25 protein-coding genes, 5 tRNA genes and 2 pseudogenes are annotated in these 25,713 nt (G+C 65.8%); 6 read left to right on the top strand and 26 right to left on the bottom strand.

The features are described 5' to 3' along the window. Nucleotides 1–248: 248 nt before the first annotated feature. Nucleotides 249–1,325, top strand: a complete 1,077-nt coding sequence (locus Q9Q79_RS07505; RefSeq protein WP_062607586.1) for a hypothetical protein — start codon at nucleotides 249–251, stop codon at nucleotides 1,323–1,325. Between the two features lie 259 nt (nucleotides 1,326–1,584). Here Q9Q79_RS07505 and Q9Q79_RS07500 read toward each other — a convergent pair whose 3' ends face one another. Together Q9Q79_RS07500 and Q9Q79_RS07495 are read right to left on the bottom strand one after the other, a co-directional pair. Next, nucleotides 1,585–1,854 carry a hypothetical protein gene (locus tag Q9Q79_RS07500; RefSeq protein WP_005408911.1) on the bottom strand — a complete coding sequence of 90 codons (270 nt, stop codon included), beginning with the start codon at nucleotides 1,852–1,854 and terminating at the stop codon, nucleotides 1,585–1,587. A 124-nt stretch (nucleotides 1,855–1,978) separates the two neighbouring features. Then, the gene (locus Q9Q79_RS07495; RefSeq protein ID WP_032967134.1) at nucleotides 1,979–2,683 is read right to left on the bottom strand and encodes a winged helix-turn-helix domain-containing protein; all 705 of its coding nucleotides are present in this window, start codon (nucleotides 2,681–2,683) and stop codon (nucleotides 1,979–1,981) included. Nucleotides 2,684–2,786: 103 nt separating this feature from the next. Between Q9Q79_RS07495 and Q9Q79_RS07490 the strand changes: the two genes are divergently transcribed. Then, the gene (locus Q9Q79_RS07490) at nucleotides 2,787–3,428 is read left to right on the top strand and encodes a flavin reductase (RefSeq protein WP_032966564.1); all 642 of its coding nucleotides are present in this window, start codon (nucleotides 2,787–2,789) and stop codon (nucleotides 3,426–3,428) included. Between the two features lie 10 nt (nucleotides 3,429–3,438). Here the strand turns inward: Q9Q79_RS07490 and Q9Q79_RS07485 are convergent, their stop codons facing one another. The 3 genes from Q9Q79_RS07485 to Q9Q79_RS07475 all read right to left on the bottom strand — a co-directional run bounded on the left by Q9Q79_RS07485 (nucleotide 3,439) and on the right by Q9Q79_RS07475 (nucleotide 5,148). Beyond that, complete coding sequence (locus tag Q9Q79_RS07485) at nucleotides 3,439–3,984, bottom strand: DUF4124 domain-containing protein (RefSeq protein WP_024956604.1); 546 nt, start codon at nucleotides 3,982–3,984, stop codon at nucleotides 3,439–3,441. Nucleotides 3,985–4,058: 74 nt separating this feature from the next. After that, nucleotides 4,059–4,607 (bottom strand): GNAT family N-acetyltransferase, encoded by a 549-nt coding sequence (locus tag Q9Q79_RS07480; RefSeq protein ID WP_050557858.1) that lies wholly within the window; start codon nucleotides 4,605–4,607, stop codon nucleotides 4,059–4,061. A gap of 43 nt (nucleotides 4,608–4,650) precedes the next feature. Then, the gene (locus Q9Q79_RS07475; protein ID WP_043034350.1) at nucleotides 4,651–5,148 is read right to left on the bottom strand and encodes a GNAT family N-acetyltransferase; all 498 of its coding nucleotides are present in this window, start codon (nucleotides 5,146–5,148) and stop codon (nucleotides 4,651–4,653) included. A gap of 107 nt (nucleotides 5,149–5,255) precedes the next feature. Here Q9Q79_RS07475 and Q9Q79_RS07470 point away from each other — a divergent pair, with 107 nt between their 5' ends. Continuing rightward, entirely contained in the window at nucleotides 5,256–5,660 is a 405-nt protein-coding gene (locus tag Q9Q79_RS07470) for an NUDIX domain-containing protein (RefSeq protein WP_062607584.1), read from the top strand. 49 nt (nucleotides 5,661–5,709) lie between these two features. On the opposite strand, the gene Q9Q79_RS07465 is transcribed toward Q9Q79_RS07470, so the two are convergent. From Q9Q79_RS07465 to Q9Q79_RS07455, 3 genes and pseudogenes are all read right to left on the bottom strand, one after another. Next, nucleotides 5,710–6,063, bottom strand: a complete 354-nt coding sequence (locus Q9Q79_RS07465) for a nuclear transport factor 2 family protein (RefSeq protein WP_005408904.1) — start codon at nucleotides 6,061–6,063, stop codon at nucleotides 5,710–5,712. A gap of 214 nt (nucleotides 6,064–6,277) precedes the next feature. Next, nucleotides 6,278–6,638 (bottom strand): annotated as a pseudogene (locus Q9Q79_RS07460) (hypothetical protein); the annotation flags it as partial. A 1,821-nt stretch (nucleotides 6,639–8,459) separates the two neighbouring features. Next, nucleotides 8,460–8,693 carry a hypothetical protein gene (locus Q9Q79_RS07455; protein WP_049396383.1) on the bottom strand — a complete coding sequence of 78 codons (234 nt, stop codon included), beginning with the start codon at nucleotides 8,691–8,693 and terminating at the stop codon, nucleotides 8,460–8,462. A gap of 28 nt (nucleotides 8,694–8,721) precedes the next feature. Between Q9Q79_RS07455 and Q9Q79_RS07450 the strand changes: the two genes are divergently transcribed. Continuing rightward, nucleotides 8,722–9,144, top strand: a complete 423-nt coding sequence (locus tag Q9Q79_RS07450) for a hypothetical protein (protein ID WP_154344331.1) — start codon at nucleotides 8,722–8,724, stop codon at nucleotides 9,142–9,144. Nucleotides 9,145–9,500: 356 nt separating this feature from the next. Here the strand turns inward: Q9Q79_RS07450 and Q9Q79_RS07445 are convergent. The 3 genes from Q9Q79_RS07445 to Q9Q79_RS07435 all read right to left on the bottom strand — a co-directional run bounded on the left by Q9Q79_RS07445 (nucleotide 9,501) and on the right by Q9Q79_RS07435 (nucleotide 9,934). Further along, nucleotides 9,501–9,574 (bottom strand) — tRNA-Cys (locus tag Q9Q79_RS07445). A 66-nt stretch (nucleotides 9,575–9,640) separates the two neighbouring features. Further along, nucleotides 9,641–9,716: transfer RNA gene (locus Q9Q79_RS07440), tRNA-Gly, on the bottom strand. Between the two features lie 142 nt (nucleotides 9,717–9,858). After that, nucleotides 9,859–9,934 (bottom strand) — tRNA-Gly (locus Q9Q79_RS07435). A 130-nt stretch (nucleotides 9,935–10,064) separates the two neighbouring features. Here Q9Q79_RS07435 and Q9Q79_RS07430 point away from each other — a divergent pair. Together Q9Q79_RS07430 and Q9Q79_RS07425 are read left to right on the top strand one after the other, a co-directional pair. Beyond that, nucleotides 10,065–10,466, top strand: a complete 402-nt coding sequence (locus Q9Q79_RS07430) for a hypothetical protein (protein WP_201861751.1) — start codon at nucleotides 10,065–10,067, stop codon at nucleotides 10,464–10,466. Then, a complete protein-coding gene (locus Q9Q79_RS07425) occupies nucleotides 10,459–10,908 on the top strand; it encodes a hypothetical protein (protein WP_049402550.1) in 450 nt (149 codons plus the stop codon). Before Q9Q79_RS07430 ends, Q9Q79_RS07425 begins: the two co-directional genes overlap by 8 nt. 2 nt (nucleotides 10,909–10,910) lie before the next feature. Here Q9Q79_RS07425 and Q9Q79_RS07420 read toward each other — a convergent pair whose 3' ends face one another. The 15 genes and pseudogenes from Q9Q79_RS07420 to Q9Q79_RS07350 form a co-directional block, all read right to left on the bottom strand. Then, nucleotides 10,911–11,831: an HlyD family efflux transporter periplasmic adaptor subunit gene (locus Q9Q79_RS07420; RefSeq protein WP_024956598.1), complete on the bottom strand. Its 921-nt coding sequence runs from the start codon at nucleotides 11,829–11,831 to the stop codon at nucleotides 10,911–10,913. Further along, nucleotides 11,828–12,556 carry an ABC transporter ATP-binding protein gene (locus Q9Q79_RS07415; RefSeq protein ID WP_012479691.1) on the bottom strand — a complete coding sequence of 243 codons (729 nt, stop codon included), beginning with the start codon at nucleotides 12,554–12,556 and terminating at the stop codon, nucleotides 11,828–11,830. The genes Q9Q79_RS07420 and Q9Q79_RS07415 overlap by 4 nt, the downstream gene beginning before the upstream one ends. 10 nt (nucleotides 12,557–12,566) lie before the next feature. Then, nucleotides 12,567–13,706, bottom strand: coding sequence for an ABC transporter permease (locus Q9Q79_RS07410; protein WP_060380152.1), 1,140 nt, complete (start codon nucleotides 13,704–13,706; stop codon nucleotides 12,567–12,569). After that, nucleotides 13,703–15,166 (bottom strand): TolC family protein, encoded by a 1,464-nt coding sequence (locus Q9Q79_RS07405; RefSeq protein WP_188246325.1) that lies wholly within the window; start codon nucleotides 15,164–15,166, stop codon nucleotides 13,703–13,705. The genes Q9Q79_RS07410 and Q9Q79_RS07405 overlap by 4 nt, the downstream gene beginning before the upstream one ends. A 369-nt stretch (nucleotides 15,167–15,535) precedes the next feature. Next, nucleotides 15,536–15,611, bottom strand: a tRNA-Gly gene (locus Q9Q79_RS07400). A 115-nt stretch (nucleotides 15,612–15,726) separates the two neighbouring features. Beyond that, nucleotides 15,727–16,846 (bottom strand): annotated as a pseudogene (locus tag Q9Q79_RS07395) (NAD(P)/FAD-dependent oxidoreductase). A 138-nt stretch (nucleotides 16,847–16,984) separates the two neighbouring features. Then, nucleotides 16,985–17,060: transfer RNA gene (locus tag Q9Q79_RS07390), tRNA-Gly, on the bottom strand. Between the two features lie 236 nt (nucleotides 17,061–17,296). Beyond that, a complete protein-coding gene (pgsA, locus tag Q9Q79_RS07385; protein ID WP_005412825.1) occupies nucleotides 17,297–17,923 on the bottom strand; it encodes a CDP-diacylglycerol--glycerol-3-phosphate 3-phosphatidyltransferase in 627 nt (208 codons plus the stop codon). Between the two features lie 18 nt (nucleotides 17,924–17,941). Then, on the bottom strand, nucleotides 17,942–19,786 hold the full coding sequence (uvrC, locus tag Q9Q79_RS07380; RefSeq protein ID WP_005408879.1) for an excinuclease ABC subunit UvrC: 1,845 nt from the start codon (nucleotides 19,784–19,786) through the stop codon (nucleotides 17,942–17,944). Then, nucleotides 19,783–21,195, bottom strand: a complete 1,413-nt coding sequence (locus tag Q9Q79_RS07375) for a hypothetical protein (RefSeq protein ID WP_076739091.1) — start codon at nucleotides 21,193–21,195, stop codon at nucleotides 19,783–19,785. Before Q9Q79_RS07375 ends, uvrC begins: the two co-directional genes overlap by 4 nt. Next, the gene (locus Q9Q79_RS07370; protein WP_005408877.1) at nucleotides 21,192–21,680 is read right to left on the bottom strand and encodes a low molecular weight protein-tyrosine-phosphatase; all 489 of its coding nucleotides are present in this window, start codon (nucleotides 21,678–21,680) and stop codon (nucleotides 21,192–21,194) included. Before Q9Q79_RS07370 ends, Q9Q79_RS07375 begins: the two co-directional genes overlap by 4 nt. After that, nucleotides 21,677–22,450 carry a 3-deoxy-manno-octulosonate cytidylyltransferase gene (gene kdsB / locus Q9Q79_RS07365; protein WP_062607579.1) on the bottom strand — a complete coding sequence of 258 codons (774 nt, stop codon included), beginning with the start codon at nucleotides 22,448–22,450 and terminating at the stop codon, nucleotides 21,677–21,679. The genes Q9Q79_RS07370 and kdsB overlap by 4 nt, the downstream gene beginning before the upstream one ends. A gap of 74 nt (nucleotides 22,451–22,524) precedes the next feature. Then, complete coding sequence (lpxK, locus tag Q9Q79_RS07360) at nucleotides 22,525–23,544, bottom strand: tetraacyldisaccharide 4'-kinase (RefSeq protein ID WP_049397614.1); 1,020 nt, start codon at nucleotides 23,542–23,544, stop codon at nucleotides 22,525–22,527. Beyond that, the gene (gene msbA, locus Q9Q79_RS07355) at nucleotides 23,544–25,292 is read right to left on the bottom strand and encodes a lipid A export permease/ATP-binding protein MsbA (protein WP_076739092.1); all 1,749 of its coding nucleotides are present in this window, start codon (nucleotides 25,290–25,292) and stop codon (nucleotides 23,544–23,546) included. Before msbA ends, lpxK begins: the two co-directional genes overlap by 1 nt. Beyond that, nucleotides 25,289–25,711: a biopolymer transporter ExbD gene (locus Q9Q79_RS07350; RefSeq protein ID WP_004152323.1), complete on the bottom strand. Its 423-nt coding sequence runs from the start codon at nucleotides 25,709–25,711 to the stop codon at nucleotides 25,289–25,291. The genes msbA and Q9Q79_RS07350 overlap by 4 nt, the downstream gene beginning before the upstream one ends. Between the last annotated feature and the right edge of the window lie 2 nt (nucleotides 25,712–25,713).

Below are 25,713 nucleotides of genomic sequence, written 5' to 3'. Positions count from 1 at the left end.
GGTGGATTCCAGTTCCCGGGAGAGCGCTGCATGCAATCCGCCTTCCCGGGCGGGTTGCAGGGCCGTGACGACCGCGCGCTACCCCGCCTTCCCGTGGGGAATGCGGATAATCGACGCGGTGACGTGCGGAGCCATGCCACCAGCGTAGAGCGCCGCCTGTACGGCCCGCAATCCCCTGCGGCAGTGCAGCGCGCGCAACATTCCGCTGGCATCTATGCTCTGCGCCATTCCCGCATGGAATGACCACGATGCGCCCCTTGCTTCGATGTGCCCTCGCCCTTGGCCTGCTGCATGCTTCGACGGCATCGCTGGCAGCACCAACCACGGCACCACGCACGCTCAGCGGCGAGCTGCAGGGCGCCCCCTGGCGGCTGGATGTACCGGCAGACTGGAACGGCGACCTGGTGATGCTGGCCCATGGCTATGAGCCCGTGGGCGTGCCACGCACCACGCCGATGGCCGCCGGTGACAGCACCGCAGCACTGCTGGGCGTGGGCTACGCCGTCGCGCAGAGCGCGTATTCCAGCCAAGGCTGGGCGGTGGCCGAGGCGATCACCGACATGGAACACCTGCGACAGCATGCCCTGGGTGAACTCAAGCGCGTGCGACACACCTGGATGCTGGGCTTCTCGATGGGTGGTGCCGTAACCATTGGCAGCCTCGAGCGTTTCCCGCAGCACTATGCCGGTGGTGTGTCGCTGTGCGGCGCCAATCTCAGTGGCGAACAGATCGCGGCCGACCTGCTGACCACACTGGTCGCGTTCGATTATTTCTTCCCCAAGGCTGAGGGGTTGCCGGCCACCGGGTTGGCGTCGCGCGAAGCAGCCATGCTGCCCCAGAGCGAGCTTTACCAGGGCATCGCCACCACGCTGCAACGCGACCCGGCGCATGCCGCGTTGCTGGCGCAGCGGCTGCAGGTTTCCCCCGATGAAGTGGCCGGCACGATCAGCCTGCACGCCCTGGTGCTGCACGAGCTGGCCACACGCAGCGGTGGCATGCCGGTCGGCAACAGGGGCACGGTCTACAGCGGCTTCGGCGATGACGCCGCATTCAACGCCGGGGTGCGGCGCATCGATGCTGTACCTGCCGCGCAGGCCAGGGTGCGCGCGACGCTGGCGCTGACCGGCGCACTGCAGCGCCCGCTGGTGATCCAGTTCAACCACAACGACCCCACCATCGTGCCGCACATGCAGACGGTGTATCCGCAGTTGGCCGCACACGCCGGTGCGCGGCCAGCGCCACGGGTACTGCCATCGGTGGGCGAAGGACATTGTGGCTTCTCTGAAGCACAGGTTGTCGATGCCTTGAAGACAGTGCAACGCTGAGTCCATCGCGTAGCGAAACGTGTCCGCCAGGCTGGCAACGCTTACGGTGCAGGGACCCGCGCAGCATGTGTCGCCTCCCCTCGATCCGACCGCGCACCTGTTCGGCATGCCCGAAGGCGAGTGGCTGGGCTTCGACATGTCGGTGCCGTTTGGCCACCCCGGTGTCGGCCGACCAGCACAGTGCCGTTCGATGCGCGCGGTCAGATCGGCGCGCTCGGCCAGGTCTTGGCCGTGCGCCCGTAGCCGCAGCAGGCGGGGATCAGCCGCCCAGCGTGCCCATCGTGAAGGTGTAGCCCGAGCTCATCAGGAATTCGCGCATGCGCATTTCCGCGCGCCGCGGTGAGGCCAGGTTGGCCGGCGCATACAGGGCGTACACCAGGCCCGATCCCTCGATATGCTCGCGGCGGACCTCGCAGCGGGCGGTTTCCGAGGCTATCACCCATCCGTCCTTCAGCCGCTCCGGCCCGATGGATTGCCCGTTCTTCAACCGAAAGGTCAGCCAACGCACATCTGCCATGATTTTGCTCATTTCCGATTCGCTCCGTGCCCGAAGCGACCCGTGATGTCCTTGCTCGCCATTGCAGCTCCCTGAGACGTGGAACTCGACCATAACGCCTTGCCATGTCGCGGGTGGCTGAGACTGGCCGCGCCGCTCAGGTCGCCAGGTTGAAGAGCCGCCACAACGCCTCGCGCCCGGGTGGCGTCAGCCGCAGTTCGCGCCGGCCCTCGACGCGCCGCAGCCAATCGTTGTTCACGAAACTGTCCAGCATCGCCTCACCGACCAGCCCTGCCAGGTGTGGCCGCCGTTCGGTGCAGTCCAGGCAGCCACGGCAGTAGCGCGCCGGCTTGGCCGCCACCGGCTGCTGCAGGAGCTCGCGCAACGGCAGGCCCAGTCCGGCAAGGAATGCGGCGCCTCCAGCGCTGATCTGCCAATGCCCTTCGCATGGCAGTACATGCCCCGCCTGCAGCAGGCGATCGGTGATGGCGACCGCGTGCACGCCGGCCAGGTGCCGATAGCAGGAACGCGCCTCGCGCAGTGCAGGCATGCTGCGCGCGGCCGCAGCGGTACAGGAAGGGGTACGGTCGGCCACGCGCAGCATGCCTTCGAGCATCTCTGCCACCTCGCTTGATGCCAGCCGGTGGTAGCGATGACGCCCCTGCGCCACCGCCACCAGCAGGTCACCCTCGACCAGCCTGCGCAGGTGCGTGCTCGCCGTCTGCGGCGTTACCCCGGCCACGCGCGCCAGCTCCATCGCGGTGTAAGCCCGTCCATCCATCAACTGCAGCAGCATGGCGGCACGCGCCTGGTCCCCGACCAGGGCACCGACACTGACAAGGGAACCGGAGGTGTGGACCATGCCCCATTGTGGCATGCCGTCATCTGCCAACAGTTCGATGCAGGCCGAAGCGTCAGCAGCCGACTGCGCGGCACAGTGCTCGCCCGCAACCGCGAGACCTGCCGTGAAGACCGCTTCGATCCATCGCCGCCGCATCACCCCTTCGGTCCTGTACCCAGGCACGCCCGTGCTGCTGATGACCACGTTGAATGACGATGGCAGCAGCAACATCAGCCCGCTTTCTTCGTTCTGGGCGCTGGGCAACCGGGTAGTGCTGGGTCTCGGTACGCAGGGCCAGGGCTATCGCAACCTGCAGCTGCGCAGCGAGTGCGTGCTGAACTTCCCCTCATCCGCGCAGGCCGCACAGGTCGAGGCGATCGCGCGGGCAACCGGCTGTAACCCGGTGCCGACCGCCAAGCAGGCGATGGGCTACGTGCACGTGCGCGACAAGTTCGCACTGGGCGGATTCACTGCCGTCGTGTCGACGCATGTTGCTCCGATGGCCATTGCCGAGTGCCCGCTGCAGGTGGAGGCCACCGTCATGGCGATGCATCCACCCGGCGAGGATGATGGCCAGGGCTTCGTGATCGTCGAAGGCCGCATCCGCTGCGTGCATGCGCACGAAGACATCACCGTGGACGGCACCCAGCACATCGATGTGACGCGCTGGAAACCGCTGATCTACCTGTTCCGGCACTACCTGGGCGTGAGCGCGCCGGTTGGGCGCAACTTCCGTGCGGAGACACCCATGCGCCTTCCCGCCTAGCGGGAACGACTCATGGCGTACCCGCGGGTACGTTGCTGAACTTGTCGCGCACCGAGCGCTCGCGTTCACGCCGGGTCGAGGCGCACTGTTCGCGCGCACTCGCCATCTGTGTATCCGCCGCCATCCGCTCGGCACTCAACGATTGCTGCAGGCTGGCAATCTGCGCACGGATGCCCGAGTCACGGGTTGCGCCGGCCAGGTTGTTGCTCGACGCGGCCATCTGCCGGTTCAACTCGGCGATCTGCCGACCGATCTGCTGGCTGCGCGACTCCAGCGGACCGTAGATGCGCGAGCGCTCGCCCTGCACGCAGTTGCGCTCGGCGATACCGGCGTCGGCCAGTTCGGTGTTCTGGTACACCGCCGCGCGGTTCGATGCCTCCCCCGCCGTTTCCGTGGAGGAACGGCTGGAACGCAGCTTCATGGGTTCAGCGCCGGCAGCACAGGGATTCTGGCTGTATACCGTTTCACCGGAAGCGCCCTTGCACTTGTAGACCTGGGCCGATGCCAGCGGGAAACACCCCAGCAGCATCATCGCCATCACTACCTTCCCCTTCATCCTGCACCGCTCCCTGGTTCATTGGACAACCGCCACGATACGGTGGTTTGGTGGTGACTGCACGCTGGCGCCGTTCAGACCGTTTCGCCCTGCAGATCGAGCAAGGCCGTGGTCCAGCGGCGCGCTCCCAGCGTGGCCACCATGCCGCCGCGATAGACGAACCTGCGTACGTGGCCGTCTTCAATGAAGCAGGTCTCGTTCTGCATCGGCACATAGCCCGCAGAGGCATAGTGCCGATGATCCAGGGCGAACAGCACGGCGAAATCGATACCGTGCCGGCGCAGCTCTGCATGGGCTGCTTCGATCAACCGCGAGGCAACGCCCTGCCGGCGAACGTCGGCACGCACCACCACGCCGCCAATCAAGCCCATGCGTTCCGGCTCGCCGTCCAGCAGTACGTTGCGTTCGTACAGCGCGAGATGTGCGACAACGTGATCACCTCCCATCGCCAGGACCAGAGCGACCGGCCCCGGGATGGCGTAGCCCTCGCCCTGCATGTCCGGGAAAGCCTGGCGAAGCAGATCCACCGCCTGCTGACGGTGTTCCGGCGCTACGCTTTGCCAGCGGCATACCTGAACGCGCATTGCCCTATCTTCGTCCAATGAATGTGTGTCCAGGCCCATCGTGCCACGGAAACATGACCGGGCCCGCAGTAACGTTTCACTGTCAGCGCAATGTGATCCAGTACGAGACGATATCCGTGTAGATGCCCTCGCGCTTGACTGCGCGCGGCTCCCTGCCGAGTACGCTGAAACCCAGCGATTCATACAGCCCGCGCGCAGCAGCATTGTCCTCCAGCACCGTGAGGGTGAGCGATTCAATGCCCTCGGCGCGCGCAGATGCAAACGCAGCAAGAAGAAGGTGGCGGGCGATACCCTGGCCACGGTGGCCGGTGCCCACATGGACACTGTGCACTTCCGCCGTATGCCGTCGCGCCGTCCGCATCGGGCGTACGTAGCGCAGGAAGCCCGCAAGCTTACCGTCGATGAAGGCGCCGAAATAACGCGTGCCGGGATCAGCAAGCTGGGCGCGCATCACGTCTGCTGTCTCATTCTGCGCCTCGGCCAGCGTGGACAGGAACGCAGCGGGCGACTCGCGAAGCGCCTGCAACCGCGCCTGCCAGAGAATGTCGGCGTCGTCAGCACCAAGTTGCCGGATGACCATGCGACACACCCGCGAGGTTGTTGATGCACAGGTGCCCAGCCTAGCGCGGGTTCGCCTGATGCGGCGTGCATGCAAGAATGAAAACCGTCCCTTCTTCATTCACCGCCATGACTGAACTGCAGATTCCCCGCGTTGGATGCGGCGCCGTCGTCCGTGATGCCGGCGGCCGCATCCTGCTGATCCAGCGCGGACGCGATCCGGAGCGCGGGCATTGGGGCCTGCCTGGCGGCAAAGTCGACTGGATGGAAACGGTGGAGGCTGCCGTCGTCCGCGAAGTCCGCGAGGAGACCGCCTTGGAAGTGCAGCTGCTGCGCCTGCTGTGCGTGGCCGATCATTTCGAGCCGGCGCTTGCGCAGCACTGGGTCGCGCCGATCTACGAGGCGCGGGCACCTGCGGGTGCCGAGGCTTCCATCCAGGAGCCGGGTGTGCAGACCGGGCTGGGCTGGTTCGCCGTGGATTCACTGCCCCAGCCGCTGACGCAGGCCACGGTGCAGGCGCTGGCCAGGCTGTAGCCGATCAGGCCACGACCAAGGCGGCACGGATGCCGCCCGGCCTTGCGGCTCACTCGATCGGAAGACCGTGCATCTTCAGGAACGAGAGTTTGTCCCAGTAGCCGCGCTGGAACGTGATCAATCCTCCGTCAACCGTGAAGAAACCGCATCCTCGCAGGCCAAGAGGGTCGCGCCATTCCAGCGCAGCGACATTGCCGGCCTCATGGATGACTTCGGGAATGCAGACCATTTCAGCAGTGCTGAATTCACGCTCGAAGGTGGCACGGATCGCATCGCGGCCCTTGATCGGGTCCTGGGTGACCTGGTGATTGATCGCGTCGGGGTGATACAGCTCCGCCAGGCCAGCAGCATCGCCTGCGTTGAAGCGCTCGATCCAGGTTTCCACGATGTGTCGGGGAGTCATCCGCATGAAGTCCGCTAAGGCCCAGACCCGATCATAGCGCTCGTACAGCACATTCCAGACCGCAGAAAAACGAAAAGCCCTGCCCGGAGTCAGGGCTTTTCAATTGGAGGCCTCAAGCGGAATCGAACCGCTGTAAACGGATTTGTAATCCCAATCAAATCCTTACTCATCAATAGCCTGAGCGGAGGCGACACCCGCCCAACCGCCCCAACCGATCGAGTGCTGCCTTGATCCGCTCAACCTCCTTCGCTCTGGCCTCGGCCAGGCGTCGGGCCTGTTGCTGCTGTTCGCGGGTCGGCGGCAGACCGGGCAGTGGCGGGGGCAACTGGATCGGCGTGCTGTCGGTCAGCCGGGCGACGGCCTCACGCAGAGGCAGCTCGGGATACAGCCGGGCCGCGCACCAGCGTTCCGCATAGCGCTTCGCCTGCCGGACGTTGGCCGCGCGCCCCCTTCACCTGCCCCATCTTCTGGCCTTCCATCCACAGGCGCACCCCAAGGGGAGTGACGCCGGCCGTCTCCTGACCGTTCTACCAGAGCGCCCAGCGCTCACCGGTCTGGACCCAACCAGAGGGAATGGGCGCAGTGCAGAAGCCCTGGTAACCGTGGGAAGGGAAGGTCGCATGGCCGGACGGATACGACCGGCCATCGTGTCAACGATTCGACAAGGCGCGCCCAAGTCCCCGGCCTGTAATTGAGCCAGTCGCCGATGCCGCAAAGCTCCCGCCAGCCACTATTGTGAACAAAAAATGAACTTCAGTTGCACCTTGGCCGGGGGTGGTTCCGCCCGTCGCCGTTTACAAATAGAGGTCTGTAAAGCACTTGGCACTCGGAGACACCCCAGATCGAGCGCCATCTATGTCCTCCCCCTGTACACGCACTACGTTCATCAGCAACAAAGGAGCGCTATGAGTCGACGGATCAAAGCCCTGAGCCTCGCTGTACTAGCCATGCTGGCAGGAGCGGCAGTTTGGTACGGAACAACCGCACCGAGTACACAGCCAAACAAAGCCGCCTCATCGTCAGAGCCATCCAGCGCTTTGGAGCACGCCACTCGAGGGCCCGCGATCTCCGCCTCGCGACCTGTCTCTTCAAGATCCACACCAGGGTCTGCGGCCAACAGATTAGTTCGTGTGCGGCAACTGTCCGGACGCGCGTACGCAGTGGAAGACTATGGACCAATCCCACCAGGGACAGTGCACGAAGTCATTTCAAGACTTTCACCGTTGGCATTAGCTGGTGATGCGACAGCGTCCTACGGAATATTTCAGAAGCTCAATGAGTGTAAGGACATCAATCGACGCGCGTCTCGAGGCGTCGCACTTCACGCTTCCGAGAATGTCGCGACCGCGTGCATTGAACTATCCGCTGAAGATGAACTGAGTTCCAGTAGATGGCTCTCGCTTGCAGCAGAGCAGGGGAACATTGGAGCACGACTCCTTTATGCCGCGGACTCACAATCCGCCCTTGGAGGACCAGCGGAGCTGCTTCGCAATCCAGACCGCACGAAGGAATACAAGCAGACAGCTGTCGGCTATCTGCAAGAAATGGCAAACCAAGGCAGTGCGGACGCACTCCTACAGCTTGGGAATGCCTATCACGCTGGTGTACTTGTCGACGAGGACCGAGTTACAAGCAGAGCTTACTTTGAAGCAGTTCGTCTCGCAGATCCGTCGATAGTGCCAGCTCGACAAGTTAGTACCTTGGACAAATCGCTAAGTGCAGAACAGCTGAACTTGGCACTTCGAAAGGGAAATCAACTCTATGACTCATGCTGCAGATAAGAAGTTCTTCCGCATCCCCCGCCGCAAGGCCATTCTACTTCTGATAGTCGTCGCTGCGATCGCACTCGCAGCAAGCACGTTCGCTTTCGAACGCGGCCCCTACTTCTGCACCGATTGTCACGTCGAATCACCGGTACCCGACGCAAGAACCCTAGAGGTCATTAAAGACTCGCGGGCACCAATCGACTATGTGCCATTCTTTGCGTGGGCGACTGGAACAACGTACCAGATATGCAATCCCACCCACTGCACCGTCTATCACGAGAATTTTGAATCCAATTGGGTGGGCGAAGGCCGGACCCCTCGCGAGGGTGTTATGCCCGAGCCAATCTACGAAGGCGGCGGCGTGGAGACTGGCGGAGGCGGCACCGAGAATGGGGGTGGCGGAGTTGGCGTCGGTGGCACCAACTTTGGCGGTGGATGTGTCGGCAACTGCAGTGGCAGGATAGATGTCGGCCCAGTCCAGCAAATTTGATTTACCGATGCAAAGCCCAGCTCACTCAACGAGCAGGGCTTTTCTCACAAATGCCACGCGCGCCGGTCATCCTGACCAGATTCCAGTAGGCAGCGATGATCCGGGCGTAATAGCACATACGCTTCTCCTGTAAGGAGTATTTAGATGGTGACCTCCATCACTGGAAGGTTGGGAGCCGCTTCAATCAGGCGACCACCTCGAACCCAGACGTTGTAAGGAATGGTTTGCTGCCGCTGGCCGAAAGCCCGCACCTGTACCCCGTCATACGTCGTCAGCGTGCTGCTGCCATCACTGTTGTGCGCGGTGACGGTCGCCAGCAATCGAGGATTGCTGCTGACCAGTTCGCCGAATTGATCCCGAAGGTCAGTTCGCATCGTTGTAGTGCCTTTCGAGGGCTGCGGCGTGCTCGATCACAACTGCCTGTTGATCGATCACAACATCAACGCGCAGCGACTCGCACTGCCCATGCCATCTCCCCGCAGCGCCAACCACTTCCATCAGGTCCAATGGCATGACTGGGCCGACCTCACCTGGCTTAATCGGCTTGGGGAACAGCGGCATAGTGAGGTCGACGGCGGCTTGCTCACTTCGTTCACCAAGGATGTTCCGCCCGCGCTCGGCGCCGACGGCAGCAACATGAATCAGTGGGCTGCTGACCTGCTGTGCGAAAAGCTGACCTGCCTCACCGTCCTTGCGTACTTTGCAGGTGACGCCCTTTCCCGGCAGCTCACCAGTGACCACCACCGCATCGTGCAGCGGTTCGCTACGTATCTGGAGGCTCTCGGCAAGGACGATGTACTCCTGCACAACGTGATCAGGAGGTGATTCCCGCCAAAGCTACGGGCTGACTGGATAGCTGGCCCGAACCCGCAACACCGGCTGCGCCGGGTCGGACTGCACACCACCGCGACACTTGCCCCGGCCAAGCCGCTGATGGCATCGAGAGGCGTGTTCGCGTCGCAGATTCTTCGCTGCCGCCTCGGTGTTGGCTAGCTCCTCCGGCACCACGCCGCGATCAAGCAGCACGTCCAGACGACGTACATACTCGTTCCTCGGCTTCATAGGACCTGCCGACAACGGGTGGCAAACAGATGATTTCATGGCCGAATCAGGAGATTCTGCACAAAGGCATCGAACGCCAGGCAAGCAAAAAGCCCTGACCGGAGTCAGGGCTTTTCAATTGGAGGCCTCAAGCGGAATCGAACCGCTGTAAACGGATTTGCAATCCGGTGCATAGCCACTCTGCCATGAGGCCAACGTACTGCGCGCCAGGAACTGGGCCCTGACAAGACAAAACCCCATGATGGGGCCTGTCGGAACATGGAGCGGGAAACGAGACTCGAACTCGCGACCTCAACCTTGGCAAGGTTGCGCTCTACCAACTGAGCTATTCCCGCGTAAGCCGACATGCTACCGGAAATCCGGAAAACACACCAGCGATTTCACCTTTCTGACTGCGCGCAAAGCCTTGTGGCCCAACGTGCCCCGCCTTGCCGTGGCGGGAGAAAAACAAGGCCCCTGCCGGGGCCCTGTAGAATCTGGAGCGGGAAACGAGACTCGAACTCGCGACCTCAACCTTGGCAAGGTTGCGCTCTACCAACTGAGCTATTCCCGCAGATTCCGTTCGACCTGCGTCGAAGGAGCGCTATTGTGTCCAAATTCCTTCACGCCGTCAACAGTCTTCACATCATGCGGTCACGGACGTCCGCAGTGGGGTACGCTGCCTCGCCCGGCCCCGTTCGCCCATGCTCCTTCGCGGCACCCCCCTGTTGATCGCCCTGCTGCTGCATCTGCTGGTAGCCCTCTTGTACTGGGCACTGATACCGCTGGGAATGAACTGGTATCGCGACCATTTCGGCTTTGCTTCACATCGTGACATCGGCCTGGGCATCGCCCAGTTCTATCTGTTCTGGATGTTCATTGGCGCCCAGCCGCTGATCGCGGTGCTGCGGCCACTGTTTGCCAAGCTGCTGGTGCTGGCGATTCCCCTGGCGTTCGCGAGTTGGACACTGATGCACAACCATCCGCTGCGCCAGCTGTACTTCACCCTCGGGCCCGGCCTGCTGGCACTGGCCGCGATCGCCATTTCCGCGTGGTATGCATCACGCAAGCGCCTGCCTGCCGCCACGGACACCGCCGATGCCTAGACGCTACGTCCGCCTGTTCTGGTTGCTGGTTGCGTTGACCTGGCTGGCGCTGATCGCCGCACTGGTCAATGCCGGCTTCACCCCAGACTACTGGCTGCTCCATCACCTGGAAGGCGCCGAGTCGCCCTACCCGACCAGCACTGTGATCGTGTTCGCGTTGCTGGGCACCGTCGAACTGGTGGTGGCCGCCTTGATCGTGAGGCCGTGGCGACTGAAACGACTGTGGCTGCGCCTGCTGATCGCCTTCGCCCTGCTGCTGGCATGGTCGGTGCCGTGGATGCTGTCAGCCATGCACCAGCCGCCGGTACACGGCATGCATCTGCTGTGGTTGTTGCTGCTGGACGTGGGACTGCTGCTGGCGCTGTGCATGGTGTCGGCGGTGAGCGCATGGCGGACGCTCAGGCGTCGAGGGCGCGCGGATGCGCCCCCGCCGCAGCACTAGGCTTACTTCCGGAACTCCACCCGCACATGCTGGCCGAAGCGCGCCTTGGCCTCGCCATCGAACTCCAGTACACACTCCACCACCTTGGCCACGCCACGCCCTGCATCTTCAGGCAGGCGTGCCTGCGCGAACACAGGGCTGATGCGCACCACGCGTGCAGACGGCAGCGTGCTGGTGTTCTCGGCGCCATCGCTATCCGGCACGACAGTAGCCTTCATGCCCACCTGCACGGCATCGGCGTAGGCGGCGCTGAGTTCGGCACGTACCTGCAGCGGGCGCGCGGGCAGCAGGGAGATTGCCGGCTTGCCGGCCTGCACGAATGCGCCAAGGCCAGGCACCTGGCCGACCACGGTGCCGGCTTCCGGCGCGCTCAGCGACATCTGCTGCAGTTTCAGCCTGGCGTGTTCCAGCTTGTGCTGGGCCAGGTCGACCTGCGCACTGGCCACGTCGACATCGGCGCGCACACCCGCCAGCTGCTGCTTGGCCGCATCGGCCTGCTGATTGGACGACACGCCTTCGCTGGCCCCCGTGGACAGGCGAGTAGCGTTGCGCTCCAGTTCGCGCAGCTGCGCCTGACTGCCCTTCAGGCGGTCATTGGCCAAGGCGAGATCGGCGCTGGCCATCGCCACCTCCTGCTGCAGCAAGGCACCATCCAGCGACAGCAGCAGCTGCCCCTTCTTCACCGTGGCGCCTTCCTTCACCGGTGCGGCGGTGATCGAGCCATCCACCGGCGGTGCCAGCGCGATCAGGCCACCCTCGACGTCGATGATGCCGCGCGCCACCGCGACCTTGCCGACGGCGGTTGCACCGGCCTTGCCCGAAGGCGACTGTGCAGGCGCAGGCGCGTCCCTGGAACAGGCGCCGAGCAGCAGTGCCGCGGACAGGGCCAGGCTGAGGGGAAGCAGGTGCGACGTCTTGGTCATGGGGCGGACTCTACAGTTTCGTTCTGGCGGCGGTCATCACGGACCATGCCGTCTTCCATGGCGATCACCCGATCGGCATGCCGGATCAGGCGCGGATCGTGGCTCACGCACAGCACGGTGGCGCCATGCGCACGTGCGTAGCGATGCAGGATGTCGATCACGCGCTGGCCGTTCTCGGCGTCCAGCGCGCTGGTGGGTTCGTCTGCGAAGATCAGCGTCGGCGACTTGGCGAAGGCGCGGGCAACGGCCACACGCTGCTTCTCGCCGCCGGACAGCTGCGCCGGGCGCATGTGACTGCGGTGGCTGAGGCCCACTTCTTCCAGCGCCTTGCGCGCCAGCGGTTCGCTTTCGCGATTGCGCATGCCGCGGTAGCCCAGCGGCAGCTGCACCTGCTCCAGCGCAGTCAGTGCCGGGAACAGATTGAAGCCCTGGAACACGAAACCGACATGGTGCAGGCGGAAGCGCTCCACCTCGCTTCGGGTCATGTGCCCCACATCCTGGCCAAGTGCGTGCACGCGGCCACCATCGGGCGCGGACAGGCCGGACAGCAGCGACAACAGCGTGCTCTTCCCGCAACCCGACGGGCCCGATACCAGGGTCAGCTCGCCAGGATAGATGTCCAGCGACAGGCCGCGCAGCACCGGCACCTGCACGTCGCCGGACATGAAGCCCTTTTCAAGTGCATCGGCCCGCAGGGTCGGGGCGACGGCGCGTGTGGAAGTCATCGGCCGGTCCTCAACGCAGCAGCAACGATGGATCGGAGCGGACGACACTGCGCACCGCCATGATGCTGGAGAGCATGGCCATCACCGCAACCAGCGCGACGCAGCCGAGGATCACCATCGGTGTCAGCTGCACCGGAACGCGCTGGGTCTGCGCGATCAACAGCACCACGGTGCTGAAGGCCGCCGCCAGCAACATGCCCACGCCACCGATCAGCAACGCCTGCTCGAACACCACCCGTGCCAGCGCATAGCGGCCTGCACCGAGTGCATTGAGCGTGGCGTACTCGCGAACCGAGCCAGCCACCACCGACGCGAACGACTGGTTGGTGATCACCGCGCCGACGAAGCAGACGATGACGGCCATGAACAACACCGCGATGCCGGCACCGGTGTCGAACAACCAGTACTGCTGCGAGCGGCTGGCGAACTCCGGCGCGGTCCAGAACTCGACCGGCGTAGCCTGGCCCATTGACGCGGCCAGGCGATCGCGCACGCGGTCGGCCAGGTCCGGCGAGCGCAGGCCCGCCACGAAGTAGGTACTGCCCTCATGTGGGTCGGTACCGGCGATGGCGCGCGCGGTATCCAGCGAAGCCAGTACGTTGACACCACCAAGGCCACGCAGGCCCGGCTGCGCGGCAACCACGCGCACGGCCTTGCCATTGATCCAGGCGCGGTTGTTCTGCAGGTCCACGCCCAGCGTATCCAGGTCGGCGCTGTCGACGATCACCGCACCCGGTTCGCGCAGCTGTGCACGCAGGTCGGCAGGCAGGATGCGCGCGAACATCATTGCATCGTCGCGGGTGGAGATGCCGGACAGATACACCGACACGTTGCCGGTACCCTGCGCGCTGGAGCGCCATTCGCCATCCACCCACTCGTAAGGTTCGACGCGGGTGACATCCGGATCCATGCGCAGGTGGCTTTCCACATCGGCGCTGATCGCGTGGCCGTAGTTGACGCTCTGGGTGCCGGGGAAACCGGCCCAGATATCGGCCGAGGATGCCTTCACATAGATCGCGGCGGTGCCGAAGATGCCCAGCACCAGTGCGGCCTGCACGATCAACAGCACGCCGGCGAAACACATCGCCAGCACCACCGGCAGGAACCGGCGCCACTCATAGGCCAGGGTCTTGCGGGCCAGCGCGATCATTGCGGTTCGCCCTCAGCCTCGACCGGCAGCGGTGCGCCACCAAGGGCGCGGTACAGCGACGCAAACGCCAGCACGCGCGCGCCCTGCGCACCGATCAGGTCGGCCTGCGAGGCCAATGCGGCACGCTGCGTATCCAGCCCATCGAACTCGCTGGACAGGCCCAGCTGCACCTGCCTCGCCTGGCGCTTGACCTGCTGGTTGGCGGCATCGTTGGCCGCGCGCAGCGACTGGATGCTGCTGTCCTGGCGTGCAAGGCTGCCCAGCGCACCTTCCACTTCGCTCACGCCTTCCAGCACGGCCTTGCGATACCCGAGCAGCGCGGCGTCCAGTTGCTTCTCATCGGCATGGAAACGCGCACGGCGTTGGCCCCAGTCCCACAGCGGAATATCGACGTATGGACCGATCGACGGACTGGAGTCGGAATTGGAGCGCGCGTTCTGGGTGAGGTTGTAGGCATACAGAATGGAGCCGCCGAGGCTGATCCGCGGGTACATCGCGGCGCGCGCCGAGCCCTTGCTGGCGGCGGCCTGCATCACCTCCGATTCGGCCAGCAGGATCTGCGGACGATGGCGCAACAGGTCCGCCGGGACCTGCTGCAGCGAGAACGTGCCCAGCGTCGGCGGCGTGCGATAGGCGCGCCAGGCCGGATCCGGGCCATCTCGCCCCAGCAACACTGCCAGCGCGCGGGCCGCGTTGTCAGCGTTTTCCCGGGCCTGTGCCGTGGCCGCGCGGGTGGCGGCCTGGCGTGCACGCAGGCGATCCAGTTCGCCCGGCTCGTCCAGACGCAGGCGCTGGCGGACCCGCGCCAGTTGTTCGCCGCGGTCGTCCACGGCCTGCTGGCGCATCAGCAGATCCTGCTGGGCCTGCGCCACGGTCAGGTCCAGATAGCTGCGCACCACGTCGGCAATCACCGCTACCTGCGCGGCATTGCGCAGCGCCTCGGCATTGCCGGCCGAGGCCTGCGCGCTCAGCTGCGCACTCTCGGCGGCGCCGAACAGGCCCAGGTCCCAGATCGCTTCAATGCCGGCATGGAAGTAGGTATCGACAGCGGCGGCGTCCTGCACCTGCTTGGCGCTGGCGGAGATTTCCGGCAGGAAACGCGAGTCGGACGTGCCAGCGACGATCCGAACGGCCTGCAGGCGCAAGGTGGCCTGCTGCAGGTCGAGACTGCCGGCGACCGCCTGATCGACCAGGCCATCCAGCGCCGGGTCGGCCAGCACCTTCCACCACTGCCTGGCGTCCACCGCCACGCCCTGGCCCTGCGGTACCTGGGTCCAGGCGCTGGGTGTGCGATCAGGCAGGTCCGGGACGGGCACCGACATGCAGCCGGCCAGGGCCAGGGTTGCCAACAACGCACCGGGGCGCAGCACTGCCTGCAGGGAGAGTCCGCGCCCTGTCCTGGGCACTGCCACTGAAGTGATACGCCTGACCACCAGCCCGCCAACGTGTAGAAGGAGCATGAAGGCTACCGTGCGATTGTGGAGCGAACATGGAGAAATGGTCTGAAAAAGGTCACAGCACGCATGCGGTTCAGGCAACGATGGCGTTGGCCTTTCGCCAGCCTTTCACTGCATGCGACGCACGGAACGCTGGTGCGACATCCGGGCCATTGCGTCTTGTTGCCCACTTCCCCGAGCCCCGCCCCTGCGGTCATGCCCACGACCGATACGCCCCGCCATTCCGATTGCGACACTAACGCTGGAATCGTCCCGCCAGGCCGCCGATATCACGCCCGCCATGACAATGCCATGGCGCGAATGTAGCGCCCCGTGCCGCCAACGTCATGACAAACGAAAAACGCCCCCTTTCGGGAGCGTTCTTCTTGAATCTGGAGCGGGAAACGAGACTCGAACTCGCGACCTCAACCTTGGCAAGGTTGCGCTCTACCAACTGAGCTATTCCCGCAGATTTCGTTCGACCTGCGTCGAAGGAGCGTTATTGTGTCGATATTGCTGCACGGCGTCAACAGGAATTTTCACGTGAGTGAGGGACGGCGTTCAGACGCCCCCACCTGCTCTCCTCACGTGCGCACGCCACGGCGGTGGAAGTAGACCTGCTCGGCCATGCGCCGCGTGGCCGCCGTGTGCAGCAGTGCATTGAGCGGCCAGTCGGCCTGCAGATGGTCCATCGCCCAGCGCAGCAGGCGCTTGCCATGGAATGCTGGCGCCACCCGCCGCGCCACCCGTTCCGCTTCCGGCCCTTGCCCACGCAGATGGCGGGCAATCGCCTCGCCGACCGCCCAGCCGTGCCGCCACGAGGAGTGGATGCCCCCGGCGGACAGCGGCGAGACGATGCCCGCCGCGTCGCCGGTCAGGATCAGCCGCTGGCCGGTGATCGGCCCATCCGGCCGGCCGCAGGGCACCAGCCCTGCACGAGTGGCCGAGGGGCGCACGGAAGGCGGAATGCCGACGACATCGCGCACGTGGTCGAGGAAGCCATCGATATCCGGCGGCCGCACCTGTTGCGGGTCATGACGCAGCGCCAATCCCACCTGCAGCCCGGTCGGATTCTGTGCGACCCAGCCGATGTAGCCCGGCGCGTAGCGCTTGCTGACGAAGCGATGCAGCGCATTGCCTTGCGCCACCTGCAGGCCGGCGAACTCGCGCTCGACGCCGTAGAGGGTGTCGCGCACCTGGCCAAGGCCGGTGCGCTGGGCCACGCGTGAGCGTGCGCCATCAGCACCAACCAGATAGGCGCATCGCCCTGCCCCATCCACCTGCCCCATCCACCTGCCAGCCGTCACCACTGCGATGGGCATCGGTGAAAGACCGTTGCAGGCGCAGGTCGACACTATTCGCGCGCAGCTCGCTGGCCAGCCAGCGCATCAGGTTCGGCGTATCGGTGGTGAGGAAGTAATAGCCCGGCGCGGCCAGCAACACGTTGCGCAGGTTCGGCGCATACAGGCGCACGTTGGCGACGCGCTGCACCAGATGCTCGGGCATGCGCCCCAACCAGGTCTGCTCCATCGCTTCTTTCACCACGATGCCGGTGGTGTGCAGGCGCTCGCCGGGGTCGGCCTTGCGTTCAAGCACGCAGACGCGCAGACCGTACTGGGCGGCAGCCAATGCGCAGGCGGCACCGGCGAAACTGGCGCCGACGATGACCACGTCGTGGTCGTAGGCGGGGGAAGTGTGAGGCATTGCGGCATCGCCGTGGAGCGTCGGAGATGCAGCTTCGAACTGCCGCGTGGTGAGGCGAAGGAGTGGCGGTGAAGTGAGGATGAAGCGTGGAACACGCAAACGAAAAACGCCCCCTTACGGGAGCGTTTTTCTTGAATCTGGAGCGGGAAACGAGACTCGAACTCGCGACCTCAACCTTGGCAAGGTTGCGCTCTACCAACTGAGCTATTCCCGCTTGGGAGGCGAAATTTTACCTATTCCAAGGATGGCGTCAAGCGCTTTTTTCAGGGTCTGCCGAGGCACCTGGCACCGCGTATCCACGCATGGCGTGGATCTACTGCAGCGTCTCCGCAAACTGATGGATCCGCCCCCTCCGTGGATGCGGCATTTCCAATAGATCCACGCCATGCGTGGATGGCAGCAACCGTGGGGTCAGAGCCCTTTCCTGCGGAAAGGGATCCGACCCCGGGCTCAGTTGCCCAGCTTCTTCTGCCGCGCACGCTCGCGCGCCGCGCGCTCGTCATCGCGCAGGCTGGGCCAGGCAGCGTGCAGGTACTGCAGGCCCGACCACAGGGTCAGTACCGCAGCAATCGCCAAAGTCCAGTCACCGATGTGGAACACCGGCCAGCCCATCCAGATGTCTTCCACCGGCACGTTCGGGGCCACCGAGTACAGCAGGCACAGCAGCGCGACCATCTGCGCGGTGGTCTTGATCTTGCCGATCATCGCCACGCGCACCTTCGCACGCTGGCCCAGCTCGGCCATCCATTCGCGCAGCGCCGATACCGCGATCTCACGGCCGACGATGACCGCCGCCCAGAACGCCATCCACGGCGTCGGATGGCCCTGCACGATCAGGAACAGTGCCACTGCCACCATCAGCTTGTCCGCGACCGGGTCGAGGAAGGCGCCGAAGGCCGACTCCAGCTGGTAACGGCGTGCGATCCAGCCATCGAGCCAGTCGGTGATCGCGGCCAGGCCGAAGATCGCCGCCGAAGCGAAGTTGGTCCAGGTGTAGGGCAGGTAGAACACCAGCACCAGCACCGGGATCATCACGATCCGCAACAACGTCAGCCAGGTGGGCAGGGTCAACTTCATGCTTGCGTGCTTCTCTCTCTACTCGGCCGCATCAGGCGTGGCCAACCCGTGCAGGTTAGCGTAGATACGTGCCGCGAGGGCGTCATTGATGCCTTCCACCTTGGCGATTTCCGCTTCGCCAGCGGCTTTCAGGCCCACCAGGCCGCCGAAATGCTTGAGCAGGCTGGCGCGGCGGCGCGGCCCGATACCGGGAATGTCCTCCAGCTTGCTGGTCATCCGCGCCTTCTGCCGGCGGCCGCGGTGGCCGGTGATGGCGAAGCGGTGCGCCTCGTCGCGCACCTGCTGGATGAACTGCAGCGCCGGGTTGGCGGCGCCGGGGCGCAGCTCGCGGCCGTCGGGCATCACCAGCGCTTCATGCCCAGCGCGCCGCTCCACGCCCTTGGCCACGCCCACCAGCAGCACACCTTCCACGCCCAGGTCGGCCAGTGCGGCCTGCGCCTGCGCCAGCTGCCCGGCGCCGCCGTCGATCAGCAGCACGTCCGGCAGCACGCCCTGCTCTTCCACCGCACGGCGGAAACGGCGGTCGATGGCCTGGCGCATGGCGGCGTAGTCATCGCCTGGCTCGATGCCGCTGATGTTGAAGCGGCGATACTGCGCGCGCACCGGACCGGCAGCGTCGAACACCACGCACGAGGCCACGGTAGCCTCGCCCAGGGTGTGGCTGATATCGAAACACTCGACCCGCTTGACCGGCTCGGCCAGGCCCAGCATCTCGCGCAGTGCGTCGCTGCGCGCATGCTGCGCGTTGCGGCTGTTGAGTTCGGTGGCCAGGGTCAGCTGCGCGTTGCGGCTGGCCAGTTCCACGTAGCCGGCGCGCTCGCCGCGCACGTTCCACTTCAGCTGCACCTTGCGCTCGGCCGAGGCCGACAGCGCGGCGACCAGCAGGTCCGCATCGGGGATCTCGCGGTCCAGCAGGATCTCGCGCGGTGGCTCGAATTCGATGTAGTACTGCGAGACGAACGCGGCCAGCACTTCCTCCGGGCTTTCTTCACCATTGGTGCGCGGGAAGAACGGGCGGGTGCCGAGGTTGCGGCCATCACGGAAGGCCAGCAGCAGCACGCAGGCCTGCGAGCCCTGCATGGCCACCGCCAGCACGTCCAGGTCGGCAGCACGGCCATCCACGTACTGCCGGGTCTGCATGCTGCGCAGCGAGGAGATCAGGTCACGCAGCCGCGCGGCCTGCTCGAATTCCAGTGCCTCGCTGGCGGCCTGCATCTGCTCGCCCAGCTCACGGGTCAGTTCGTCGCTCTTGCCTTCCAGGAACAATGCAGCGCGACGCACCGATTCGGCGTACTCGGCAGGCGCCACCAGCTCCACGCAGGGCGCGCTGCAGCGGCCGATCTGGTACTGCAGGCACGGTCGCGAACGGTTGCGGAACACGCTGTCCTCGCAGCTGCGCAGCTTGAACAGCTTGTGCATCAGGTTCAGTGTTTCGCGCACCGCAGTGACGCCGGGATACGGCCCGAAATAGCGGCCGGGAATGGCGCGCGGGCCGCGATGCAGCGCGATGCGCGGCCAGTCCTCGCGGGTCAGCAGCACATGCGGATAGGTCTTGTCGTCGCGCAGCGAGACGTTGTAACGCGGCGACAGCGACTTGATCAGCTGGTTCTCCAGCAGCAGCGCCTCGGCTTCCGAGCGCGTCACCGTCACGTCCATGCGCACGATCTGCGAGATCATCGACATGATCCGCGCATTCTTCGGACTGCCGTTGAAATAGCTGCCGACTCGGTTGCGCAGCGCACGCGCCTTGCCGACATACAGCAGGGTGTCGTCGGCCGCGTACATGCGGTACACACCGGGGGCGGTACTGAGCTGGGCCGCGAAGGCCTTGCCGTCGAAGGCCGGGGCGGGAACGTCGGTCATTCGCTGATCGGCACTTCGCTGAGCACGCCGCTTTCGGGGTCGAATCGCAGCACGGCGTGGGCATCGGTCTCGGCGATCCACACCGCACCGGCACCCACGGCCAACCCGGCCGGGCCGTGCAGGCGGCGCGGCAGCGGCTGGGTGGTCAGTTCGCCACCGCCCAGGCGCAGCGTGCGCAGGCGGCCATTGCCGGTATCGGCAATCCATAGCAGCGGCGCATCCGGACTCAGCGCGATCGACTGTGGGAACTGCAGGCTAGCCTGCGCGCGCGGGCCATCTTCGTCACCGAAACGCCAGGGGCCCTGCCCGACCAGCGTCTGCACCAGATCCCCGCGCAGCTGCAGTGCACGGATCGAGGAGCCCAGCGCATCGGCCACGTACAGCACCTGCTGCACCACGGCCAGTGCAGTCGGTTGAGCAAACGCGGCCAGATGGCCGCTGCCGTCACGCTCGTCGATGGCACCGCTGCCGGCACGCCATTGCAGGCTGCGCTGACCCAGGTGGTAGCTCCAGATGCGGTTGTCGCCGGCCATGGCGATGTGCAGCTGGTTATCGGCGATGGCGAGGCCGACCGGGTGGTCCAGCGAGACCTGCCGCGCCTGTGCTACCGGGCCCTCCACCGGCGCACCGGGGCGGCCATTGCCGCACAGCGTGTCGACGATGCCGGTCAGCAGGTTGATGCGGCGCACGGCATGGTTGCCGGTGTCGGCCACGTACAGCGCGTCGCGCTCCAGCACCAGCGCCTGCGGGCGATGGAACGCCGCTTCGGCGAGGTTGCCGTCCATGAAATCGGCCGTCCCCAGCCCGAACTGGCGCAGGATGCGGCCGCCGTGGCTGCATTCGAGGATGCGGTGATGGCCACTGTCGGCGATGTACAGGCGTTCGGTGCTGACCGCCAGGCCCAGTGGAAAACGCAGGGCCTGCCGCGGCTCCGGATGCAGCTCGGTACCGCCGCGCGGCGGTGCCGACGGCGCACCGTGGCACAGCGCATTCAACGCACGCTCAAGCTCTCCCGGAGCCCCCAGCCCGACCAGCCGTTGCTGCTCGCGACCCTGCGCGTCCAGCAGTACCACGGTCGGCCACGATGTGATGCCGAAGCGACGCCAGCCATCCCAGTCGGCATCGAGCAGGACCGGCATTGACAGCCCCTGGCGGCGCAGCAGTTTGAGTGCGGCGCCGGCGTCACGCTCGAAATCGAAGCGGGGTACCTGCAGGACCAGCGGCTGCAGCATGCCAGGGTGACGCGACAGCCATTGACTGAATTCGGCCAGGCGCTGCGCGCTCCAGGCAGAAGCGGCGTTGACGAACAACAGGGCCACCGGCCGACCGCGCAGTTCGGTCAGGGTACAGGGGGCGGCATTGAGCCAGGTGGCGAACTCGGGCAGGTCCGGGACGGGCTGGACGTTCATGGCCCGATTATGCCGGAGTCGGCGTCATGCAACAGTCGTGCCACTGCACGTTTTGCAGCATTGTCGACCAGCGTCCAGACCTGTTCGAAGTGATCACTGCCGCCGGTGTAGGGATCCGGGATGGCCGCCTGCCCCTCCCCGCCCGACCAGGGCAGGTACAGCGCCAGCCGCTCACGCTGGGCGGGTGCCACCAAGCGTCCCGCGTCCCGCAGGTTCGCCTCGTCGGCGCACAGGATCCAGTCGAAGCGGTCGAAATCAGCGGCGTGCAGCTGGCGCGCACGCAGGCCGCCGATGTCCACGCCGTGCCCGGCCGCGCAGGCGATCGCACGCCGGTCCGGCGGCTCGCCCACATGCCAGTCACCGGTGCCGGCCGAATCCACCTGCACGCGCCCCGCCAGTGGCGAAGCGTCCAGGCGGGCGCGGAGCGCGCCTTCGGCCATCGGCGAACGGCAGATGTTGCCGAGGCAGACGACCAGCAGCTTCATCGCGCGGCCAACGTCTGCAGCAGTGCTTCGGCGCGCTCCAGGTCCTCGGGCGTGTCGATGCCCGCCGGGAATGGTTCAGGCGAGATCGCCACGCTGATCGGGTAGCCGGACTCGAGCACGCGCAGCTGCTCCAGCGATTCGACCTGCTCCAGCCGGCCCGGGGGCATCGCCGCGAACTGCTGCAGGAAACCGGCGCGGTAGCCGTAGATGCCGATGTGGCGCAGCCAGGCATGCCCTTCCGGCAGCACCTCGCGGCTGCGCGCGAAGCCATCGCGGTGCCAGGCAATCGGCGCGCGGCTGAAGTACATCGCCTCGTTGCGCACGTTGCGCACCAGCTTGACCACGTTCGGATCGAACAGGGTTTCTGCATCCTCCACGGCGGTCGCCAGGGTCGACATCGGCGCATTGCCTTCAACCAGCGCCTGGGCCACCGCACGGATTCCCGCAGCCGGCGCGAACGGTTCATCACCCTGCAGGTTGACCACTACAGTGTCGTCGGCCCAGCCGGCGATGCGCGCGCACTCGGCCAGGCGGTCGGTACCGGAGGCATGCGAGGTGGCGGTCATGGCCACCTTCACCTCGGCCAGCCCGGACAGCGCGTCGGCGATGCGTTCATCGTCGGTAGCGACCCAGACCTCGCCAGCGCCGGCCTGCAGCGCGCGGCGCGCCACGTGCAGCACCAGCGGCTCACCACCCAGCAGGCGCAGCGGCTTGCCCGGCAGCCGCGAGGCGGCATAGCGGGCCGGAATGGCGACGACGAATTCGGTCATGGGGCAATACTCGGCAGGCTCGTTACAACGGGGATGCGGCCGGCGGCACGTGAATGCAAGCGCCGCCGCGCCGCTCAGTTCGGTCGCAGCTTGTCCAGGCGGTCGGTCAGCGCCACCCAGAACGCGGCAGGCAGCTCGGCACGCAACGGCACCGCGTAATGCCAATCGTTGCCGAACGCGCGGCATTTCACCGCATCCTTCTCGGTCATCAGCACCGGCAGCTGGCTGCCGAACGACAGGTCCTGCGGCTGGTAGGCCTGGTGGTCGGCAAAGGCGTGCGGCACCACGCCGATGCCACGCGCGCGCAGCATGTCGAAGAAGCGCTGCGGATGGGCGATGCCGGCCACCGCATGAACACGCTGGCCCTTGAAGTACGACAACGGGCGCGCGCGGCCACCGGCCAGCGGCTGCGCACTGTCGATGTGCAGGGCCATCGGCCACTGGCCGAAACCGCAGGCCTGTGCCGCGCTTTCCTCATCGGCCTGGCCCAGGTTGACTACGCGGAAATCGCATTCGCCGGCACGGCTGACCGGCTCGCGCAGCGGTCCGGCGGGAATCATGCGGCCGTTGCCGTAGCGCCGCTGGGCATCGACCACTTCGATCTCGATGTCGCGCGCCAGCCGGTAATGCTGCAGGCCGTCATCGCAGACGATCACGTCGCAGCCGGCCTGGATCAGTGCCTTGCCTGCGGCCACGCGGTCAGCGTCCACGCGCACCGGTACGCCGGTCTTCCAGGCGATCAGCACCGGTTCGTCACCGCCCTTGGCGGTCGGCGTGTCGGCCTGCACCCACAGCGGCTTGTCAGCGTCTTCACGGCCATAGCCACGGCTGGCGACGCCCGGCTTCCAGCCGGCCGCGCGCAGGCGCTCGACCAGGGCGATGGTCAGCGGCGTCTTGCCGGTGCCGCCGGCGGTGATGTTGCCAACCACGATGACCGGCACCGGCAGCGCGTAGCGCTTGCGCCATCCGCGCCGGTAGGCACGGCGGCGCAGCGCGGTGACGCCGGCATACAGCGGCGCCAGCAGGCGCATCGCCCACGGAACCGGGCTGCCGTCGTACCAGTACGGCGGGGTCTGGGTACCCTTGCCAGCCATCAGTCCTGCCTTTCGCGGAACTGCATGCTGTGCAGATGCTGGTACAGGCCACCCATGGCAAGCAGCTCCTTGTGGGTGCCCCGTTCGACGATGCGGCCGTGGTCCATCACCAGCACCAGATCGGCATGCTCGATGGTCGACAGGCGGTGCGCGATGACCAGCGTGGTCCGTTCGGGCATCAGACGCTGCAGTGCATCCTGCACCAGTCGCTCGGATTCGTTGTCCAGCGCGGCGGTGGCTTCGTCGAGGATCAGGATCGGCGCGTCACGCAGGATCGCGCGGGCGATCGCCAGGCGCTGGCGCTGGCCGCCGGACAGCAGCGCGCCGTTCTCGCCGACCGGGGTCTGCAGCTGCTGCGGCATGCGCGCGATGAACTCCCACGCATTGGCCGCTTCGGCCGCCGCACGGATCTGTTCCTCGCTCGCTTCCATGCCATAGGCGATGTTGGCCGCGATGGTGTCATCGAACAGCATGACCTTCTGCCCGACCATCGCCACCTGCCGACGCAGGTCGGCCAACGGATAGTCATCCAGTGCGACGCCATCGAGGGTGATCACACCACCGCTGGGCTCATAGAAGCGCGGCACCAGCCGGATCAGGCTGGTCTTGCCACTGCCGGAACGACCCACGATGGCGGTGACCGTACCCGGCTTCGCCACGAAACTGATGTCGTCCAGGGCAATGCCGCTGTCCTCGCGATAGCGCAGCATGACGTGGTCGAAGGCCAGCTCGCCGCGCACGCGCTGCACGCTGTTGCGGCCCTCGTCACGCTCGACCTGCATGTCGAGGATGCCGAACAGGCGCTCTGCGGCGGCCACGCCGCGCGAGATCGAGGTCTGCACGCTGGTCAGGCGGCGCAGCGAAGGAATGATGGCCATCATCGAGGTCATCAGGCCCATGAACTGGCCGGCGTTGAGGCGACCGGCCAGCGCTTCACGCGTCGACACCCAGACAATCACCGCCAGCGCCAGCGCGGCCAGGAACTGCACCACGCTGGAGGCGGCAGCACGGGTGACTTCCACCTTCATGTTCAGCGACAGCATGCGGTTGGCCAGGCGCGAGTAGCGCGAGATCTCATGCTGCTGGGTGCCGTGCACCTTCACTTCCTGCTGCGCCGCCAGCGACTGTTCGGCGGTCTGCGCCATCGAACCCATGCCATCCTGGATGCCACGGCTGATGCGGCGGTAGCGCTTGCCCACGTAGGACACGATCACGCCGATCAGCGGTACCACCACCAGCATCGCCACGGTGACCTTCACGCTCATCTGCAGCATTACCGCCAGCATGGCGATGATGGTCAGGGTGTCGGCCACCACGGTCTTGAGTGCGTCGGCACTGGCCTGGGTGACCTGTTCGGTATCGAAGTTCAGGCGGCTGACCATCACCGGCGTCGCTTCGGTATCAAAATGCGAGGACGGCAGGTGCAGGTACTTGGCCAGCACCTGTTCGCGCAGGTCGCGCACCACGCTGCGGCCGGTCTTGGCCAGCGCGTAGTCGCTCACCCAGGTGGCGACGCTGCGCATCAGGAACAGGCCCAGGATGGTCAGCGGCAGGATCACCGCCATGCGCGGTTCCGGGTTGACGAAACCGCGGTTGACCAGCGGCTCCATCAACTTGGTGAAGTGGTAGCCCGCCAGGGCTTCGACCACCATGGCGATGACCGCGGCCACCATGAACACCCAGTAGGCGCGGGTGTACCCCAGCAGACGTTTGTAGATCGGCCACACCGGCGCGTGATTGGAACTCATGGACGCACCTCGGGTGCTGTTGCAATGGCAATACGGCGGAAGCCGAGCTGACCCAGCGCGTCCTGCGCGGTCACCACGGCCTGGTAGGGAGTGCGTGCGTCGGCACGCAGCAGCACGGTCTGCTCGCGATCGCTGCCGGCCACGGCGGCGATGGTCTGCTTGACCGACTCTACGTCGCTGCGCAGCACTTCCTGGTCGTTGATGAAGTAACGGCCTTCGGCGTTGATCAGCACGCTGAGCGAGCGCGGCGGCTCGTTGGTCTGCTGCTGGCTGGCGGTCGGCAACTGCACCTGCAGCGTCGAACGCGCGTCGAAGGTGGTGGTGACCACGAAGAAGATGATCAGCACCAGGATGACGTCGATCAGCGGCACCAGGTCGATATGCGGCTCATCCTGGGATCGGTCGTTGCCGATACGCATCG

The organism is Stenotrophomonas sp. a6, from assembly GCF_030913325.1.
Classification (GTDB): domain Bacteria; phylum Pseudomonadota; class Gammaproteobacteria; order Xanthomonadales; family Xanthomonadaceae; genus Stenotrophomonas; species Stenotrophomonas maltophilia.
The sequence above is the reverse complement of the archived record's forward strand: the minus strand, read 5'-3'. Positions and strand labels throughout refer to the sequence as shown.

Bases quoted from the DNA above. Each gene is read 5' to 3' on its own strand.
- Q9Q79_RS07370 (WP_005408877.1), bottom strand. From the start codon at position 21,680: ATGAAGCTGCTGGTCGTCTGCCTCGGCAACATCTGCCGTTCGCCGATG.
- lpxK (WP_049397614.1), bottom strand. From the start codon at position 23,544: ATGGCTGGCAAGGGTACCCAGACCCCGCCGTACTGGTACGACGGCAGC.
- Q9Q79_RS07505 (WP_062607586.1), top strand. From the start codon at position 249: ATGCGCCCCTTGCTTCGATGTGCCCTCGCCCTTGGCCTGCTGCATGCT.
- pgsA (WP_005412825.1), bottom strand. From the start codon at position 17,923: ATGAAGTTGACCCTGCCCACCTGGCTGACGTTGTTGCGGATCGTGATG.
- Q9Q79_RS07425 (WP_049402550.1), top strand. From the start codon at position 10,459: ATGCCTAGACGCTACGTCCGCCTGTTCTGGTTGCTGGTTGCGTTGACC.
- Q9Q79_RS07475 (WP_043034350.1), bottom strand. From the start codon at position 5,148: ATGGTCATCCGGCAACTTGGTGCTGACGACGCCGACATTCTCTGGCAG.
- Q9Q79_RS07485 (WP_024956604.1), bottom strand. From the start codon at position 3,984: ATGAAGGGGAAGGTAGTGATGGCGATGATGCTGCTGGGGTGTTTCCCG.
- msbA (WP_076739092.1), bottom strand. From the start codon at position 25,292: ATGAGTTCCAATCACGCGCCGGTGTGGCCGATCTACAAACGTCTGCTG.
- Q9Q79_RS07470 (WP_062607584.1), top strand. From the start codon at position 5,256: ATGACTGAACTGCAGATTCCCCGCGTTGGATGCGGCGCCGTCGTCCGT.
- Q9Q79_RS07480 (WP_050557858.1), bottom strand. From the start codon at position 4,607: ATGGGCCTGGACACACATTCATTGGACGAAGATAGGGCAATGCGCGTT.
- Q9Q79_RS07430 (WP_201861751.1), top strand. From the start codon at position 10,065: ATGCTCCTTCGCGGCACCCCCCTGTTGATCGCCCTGCTGCTGCATCTG.
- Q9Q79_RS07415 (WP_012479691.1), bottom strand. From the start codon at position 12,556: ATGACTTCCACACGCGCCGTCGCCCCGACCCTGCGGGCCGATGCACTT.
- Q9Q79_RS07405 (WP_188246325.1), bottom strand. From the start codon at position 15,166: ATGCTCCTTCTACACGTTGGCGGGCTGGTGGTCAGGCGTATCACTTCA.
- Q9Q79_RS07410 (WP_060380152.1), bottom strand. From the start codon at position 13,706: ATGATCGCGCTGGCCCGCAAGACCCTGGCCTATGAGTGGCGCCGGTTC.
- Q9Q79_RS07495 (WP_032967134.1), bottom strand. From the start codon at position 2,683: ATGGTCCACACCTCCGGTTCCCTTGTCAGTGTCGGTGCCCTGGTCGGG.
- Q9Q79_RS07420 (WP_024956598.1), bottom strand. From the start codon at position 11,831: ATGACCAAGACGTCGCACCTGCTTCCCCTCAGCCTGGCCCTGTCCGCG.
- Q9Q79_RS07465 (WP_005408904.1), bottom strand. From the start codon at position 6,063: ATGACTCCCCGACACATCGTGGAAACCTGGATCGAGCGCTTCAACGCA.
- Q9Q79_RS07375 (WP_076739091.1), bottom strand. From the start codon at position 21,195: ATGAACGTCCAGCCCGTCCCGGACCTGCCCGAGTTCGCCACCTGGCTC.
- kdsB (WP_062607579.1), bottom strand. From the start codon at position 22,450: ATGACCGAATTCGTCGTCGCCATTCCGGCCCGCTATGCCGCCTCGCGG.
- Q9Q79_RS07500 (WP_005408911.1), bottom strand. From the start codon at position 1,854: ATGAGCAAAATCATGGCAGATGTGCGTTGGCTGACCTTTCGGTTGAAG.
- Q9Q79_RS07350 (WP_004152323.1), bottom strand. From the start codon at position 25,711: ATGCGTATCGGCAACGACCGATCCCAGGATGAGCCGCATATCGACCTG.
- Q9Q79_RS07455 (WP_049396383.1), bottom strand. From the start codon at position 8,693: ATGCGAACTGACCTTCGGGATCAATTCGGCGAACTGGTCAGCAGCAAT.
- uvrC (WP_005408879.1), bottom strand. From the start codon at position 19,786: ATGACCGACGTTCCCGCCCCGGCCTTCGACGGCAAGGCCTTCGCGGCC.